This window comes from Sphaerochaeta sp. (assembly GCF_050178175.1).
Taxonomy (GTDB): domain Bacteria; phylum Spirochaetota; class Spirochaetia; order Sphaerochaetales; family Sphaerochaetaceae; genus Sphaerochaeta.
The window spans coordinates 1-5,214 of the sequence record NZ_JBFXGH010000138.1 but is presented as its reverse complement, the minus strand read 5'-3'; the positions used below and the strand labels follow the sequence as shown (position 1 = coordinate 5,214).

The window sequence follows — 5,214 nt, the reverse complement described above, 5'->3', positions numbered from 1 at the left end:
CCAAGCTTTCCCTTGGTCTGTTGCATGCTGACTGGACTCAGCAATACTCCAGATATGCTCCCATCAACGAACATGCATTGTTGAAAACCGGTATTCCCCTCTGGATGCTTGGCCATATCCATAAAGAAGGAAGACTGGGGACTTCCACTGCCTACTATTGTGGTTCCCCATTCGCGCTCGACGTGAATGAAACAGGGGCCCATGGAGCCTATCTTCTGGAAACCGAACAAGGCCGAACATGGAAGGATCCACTGTTTATTCCCCTCTGTCCCTACCGGTATGAACAATGTGCAGTTGATACCACCGGCATACAAGATATGGAATCACTTCGCTCTGCCGTCACCAAATCAGTACGTGCACATATTGACCAGATGTCATTCCATGGAACGGTTGCGGTACGTTTGGTGTTCTCCGGAAACCTTCACTCCTCTTTGGATCTGCGACAGGTGTTTTCCTTTGAAGGCAGGGAAAGTGAATTGCTGTTCCATGACGAAGATCTGGAAGTGCTGTTGTTGAACCGCATGGAAGATGCAACAGACTTGGAAGTAGATCTCTTTCAACTGGCGAAGGGCAGCGGACCGCAAGCCCTGCTTGCCTCCATGCTTCTAGACAGCGATGCATTACAGCAACTGGGAGTATCCTATCAACGATTGGATACAGAGAGTTACAATACCAGTGGGTTCAATCTTCTCAGGCAGAGATCCCTTACCCAGGAAGAGGCCGTCAAACGGGGAAAACGGGCAGTTCTCCAGTTACTCAGGGCCATGGAGTCCCAGCGGGGGGAGCATGAAGCATAAAAACTCGTACAGGTTCACTCGTTTTACGCTTTCAAAGGCTCCTGGATTTCTTGTTCGCTCCTTTGGTGATCTTGCCGCACTGCACCCTGGGCTCAATATCCTTACCGGGGCAAATGGGGTTGGGAAGACGACCATAATCAAGGCCCTCTGGTCACTCCTGTTTGCACCAGCCAAACATCCATCGCTGGAAGCTGAGGCGGTATTGCACGGAGGCACGAGAGAGTGGTTCCTCTCCCTCTCCTCGCACCGTCTGGAGCAGAAACGAATATCAGACGGGGTAATCACCACCCTTCCCGGTAGAAACGACGCGTTTGCCGATGCCTACTGGTTTCCCTTGCATGAACTCCTTACAAAAGAAGGTGTGGGCGAAGCATTTCTGGAAGCCATATGCAAGGAAATGCAGGGTGGAGTTGATCTGGAGAGGGCAGTCCGGGAAGCCGGAGGCATTGAGACCTTTTCCAGGAAGCGGCACACACTGGTACAGACACTGAAAGACAAGCAAAAGTTGGTGAAAGAACAACAAGCTGTGATCCTTGAAAATCTTGATCTCAGGCAGAATATTTCCGATTTGCAGGATACGCTCAGAAAGAGTGAGGGCTATACGGCAGAGAAAATCCGTCTGGAAACCTTGCTGGAGTATCTCTCTACGAAAGAGACCTACGAAGAGATCCTGTCCCGGCAGAAATCGTACCATCCTGTTCTGGGAAACATGACTGCCCAAAGCCTCACTGAAGCGAGAACACGTGAGCATGAGTATGAAGCTGCAAACTCTGCCATGCAACAAGCAAAAGCTGCGCTCATGGAGACCCGGACCCTTCTTGGTCAATGCAATGTGGATCAGTCAGTCCTTGATGATCGGCTCATGCCAAGATTGATCGAGCAAAGAAGTGATGCTTTGCAAGAGGCAAAAAGGGCGCTTGATGCAGCGAAAAATGAAGCCAGACGGGCTCAAGAGGCAAGAAGTGCATGGGAGAATGCACACCGATGGCTTATGGAAGATGTCCCCAATGAGCAGACCCTTGAAAAGATGGTCAAGCAGCTTAATACCCTTGCCTATACCTCAGAACCAATACGATGCCAGCTTGCCGGCAGTGAATACATTGTGCGTACGATAGGGGAAGAAGAACCCATTGCAGATGGCCTGCTTGAACGATTGAGGGATATAAAGCAACAACTCACTGCCCTGGTTGTACTGGCTGCCAGGAAAGAATCACTCCAGCCAACAATTTCCCGAATGAAGCCTTTTCTTATGGGAATTTTCTCACTCCTTTCTGTAGCAATTGGTTCAACCCTAGGACTTCTCTTCCATCCAGGATATTCCTTGATCGCCATACCTCTTTTGGCATTGCTGTTCATCATTGCAGGGAAAAAAAGGCCAAATCCCCTTTTGGAGGAAACAGAAAACCAGCTAAGTGGTGGTATTGGACAGGTAAATACCCTTTTGGAAAAGTATGGCCAGGCACCACTGGATTCCTTTACTGCTGCTGATATCTCACGGGCTGTAGGATTGCTCTCAAGCAGTATAGCTTCGCTTCAGCAGAAGGAAGCTGAGAATATGAGAAGACGAATCGCAAGGAAGGCCCATGAGGAAAATTTGAGCCAGTGGAAGGCTTGGTTGCATCAGTGGGAGGCGGCTGCCTCCGATCTTAAGCTATCCTCGGATCCCTCTTTGGAAGGTGCCCAGTTCTTCCATTTCTCTGAACACTTACAGGAGTGGGTTCATCTTCAGAAAGCTGAAAAGGAAGCTCTTGCCTTGCTTGGAGAGGAAGAGATTGCTTATCAGGAAGCTTGCCAGGCGCTTCAGAAACTCTGTGGTACCGATACCCCTGATGTTGTGGAGCTTCTCAATGTAGCTTCCACATTGGTCACCACCATCAATGATGCTCGCAGCTTCACCAAACAGTACCAGAAGGAAACCCAGCATCTGGAAAGCGCCATTATTCGGTTCCGTGAAGCCGAGAAAGCAAGAAATGCATGCTATTCCAGGCTAGGCCTTGCTGTCGGGGATATCCATACATTGGAACGGCTCGACCCCCTGGTTGCGGAGTATCAGGAGATTGTCTCAAGATTGCAACTGGCAAAAACCAAGCTTGGGGGGTACCCAGAGCAGATCCGTGAAGAAGCAGAGCAAGGCAGTACCTCTGATTTCACCGCTCTGCTGGTAGAGACAACTACACAATTGGAAAGGCGCAAGGATCAGGAGAAGACGCTCTGGGAATGGGAACGTAGCTACCGGGAACTCTGCAATGACGCAAGGTTGGAGAATGCTGGGCTGGAATGCCTGAAGGCAGAGGAGGCCTTGGATACTATCCGGCAGGAAGAGGTCGCTCAGCGGATGGTGTATCAGCTCTATGAGCAGGTCAAGGAGCAGAGTGAACGTACCTATCAACCACAGGTTCTGAAAAAAGCCAGTGCTTGGCTGCAACGGATCACCCAGAATCGTTATCTGTTCACCGTAGGGGAAGCAGGCTTCCTGGCACAGGATACGGTGACCATGAGACCCTATGCATTGGACCAACTTTCCAGTGGTACACGCATCCAGCTCTTGTTCTCCCTAAGGATGGCTTTTCTCGAGATGCTGGAAGGTGGTGGAGCGTATCGGTTCCCTCTCTTCTTTGATGAGTTGATGGCAAACAGCGATGATGAACGTTCCCTCGCCATTGCCGAGGCGATTGCTGAAATCGCAAAAGAGCGGCAGGTGTTCTACTGCACAGCCCAGCAGGATGAGGTGAGGAAACTTGACCAGGTAGCACAAGGGGAATACCTGCTCATAGACCTTGAGGATGAGCAACGGGACTATCGAGTTTTGAAACAACCGTTTGAGGGAGTACCACTCAAGAGAGAACCTCTTCCCCCATTTGAAGAGGATTACCTCGCCTACGCAGCAGCATGCAAGGTATCTGGCGCAGGACTATGGGACACCCTGGGAAGCCTGTCCAGCTGGTATCTCTGTACCACAAGCAAGGAATTGGAACGATTACTCGAACGCGGTTTTTCCAAGGCAGGCCAGGCAAAGGGAGTATCAGCAGTATACGCCATGCGTTTTACCATCCTCTCTGTAGCCCAGAAAATGGCAAGGAAGGGGAGGGCAAGGATCCTTTCTCCCCAAGACCTTGACGATGAGGGATTGGGCTTGAATCGTGAGGCGAATTACTTTGCTGCGTTGCTTGCATTCCTGGGGGAAAGACCCAGGAGTGGGAATGACGTCATTGCTGCAATAGCAGAAAAGACCCTGAAAGGATTCCGTGAACCTACGCTCTCAGCCTTCACTGCCTGGTTGCATGAGAAGGGGTATGCCAGCGAAGAGAATCCTTACACCCTTTCTGAAATTCTGGAGAGGGTCACCTTGGAGTTTGAGGAACTTACGGTGAGCTCAGATGAATATATGATTGTAAGACGCTATCTCCAAAGTCTTGGTATCACAGAGTAATAACCTTGGAAAGCACATGACCATAATCATCTACATCGTATGTTCAGATGTGGGTTTCTTATGCAAAGAAATTCGGCAAATTCTGGAAAATGCCGTATACCAAGGTTGTAATATCACTGAAAATGCGGTAGATATATAACAAATATATCGCTGTCTGTAATGAAAATAGGGTACAGTATGAAAAAAGACATTGCCTGTTGTGTTCTTGATTCTGGTGAGCTTGGTATTCACCAGCTGTGGTACGTTGTTCACAAAAGGGGGAAGTGATTATCGCAATGGAGTCTCAGCCTATGAGAAGCCGGAGTATGTCTCCTCTCTCAAATATCTAATCAGGCACTGACTGTCAATCCTGAGTTAGTGGAAGCTGCCCAGCTCTTCCCGGTTGTATTCAGCGAGTACAAGACTCAGATTGCCAACAATGTAGCGAAACAGGATCGACAGGCTGCTGACATTATCTTCCACTCCTATACACAACTGCAAGCATTGCATGAAGTGGCTGGATCAAGTGGAAGAAGTGGTTTGATGGTTGAAGACTTCACCAGTAAGCTTGACGAAGCACGCCTGAAATCTGGAGATCTCTGGTTCAGTTATGCACAGAGTCTTGAAGAGAAGGGTGATAGGGAGAGTTTGATGAAGGCAGTCCCCGCCTATGAGACAGCAAGAGATAGAAATCCAAACCTGGAGAATATTGATGCAACCATAGCTCAGCTCATCAAGGATGCTACCGTTACGGTGGCTGTTGCAACGTATGGGAATTCTGATACGGGTTTCTCCAGTAAGGTCCTTGCAGATGTAACAAGGGTGCTTGGATCAGATAGGTTCATCGAGTTCATACAGGAAGAAGATTTCACCCCTGGCCCCGACTCAATGGTTGGGCCCCTCGATATTGCCCACATGACCGGTATGGGTAGAGGCTGGGATTATGACCTGGACGTATATGCTAGTACCAGTTTTGAGGAGATCAGCAAGGAGACGCCAGTAAGGCTA

General features: G+C 49.4%; 3 protein-coding genes. All 3 read left to right on the top strand.

The genetic code is table 11. From position 1 onward, the window contains the following. On the top strand, positions 1–797 hold a 797-nt coding region (locus AB7S66_RS11195), incomplete at its 5' end, for a hypothetical protein (RefSeq protein ID WP_428520033.1). Beyond that, on the top strand, positions 787–4,227 hold the full coding sequence (locus tag AB7S66_RS11190) for a hypothetical protein (protein WP_428520031.1): 3,441 nt from the start codon (positions 787–789) through the stop codon (positions 4,225–4,227). The genes AB7S66_RS11195 and AB7S66_RS11190, both read left to right, overlap by 11 nt. Before the next feature lie 357 nt (positions 4,228–4,584). Next, positions 4,585–5,214 (top strand): hypothetical protein (locus AB7S66_RS11185; RefSeq protein WP_428520029.1); only part of this gene is annotated, 630 nt, incomplete at its 3' end.

Coding starts and splice junctions, on each gene's coding strand:
- AB7S66_RS11190 (WP_428520031.1), top strand. CDS start 787: ATGAAGCATAAAAACTCGTACAGGTTCACTCGTTTTACGCTTTCAAAG.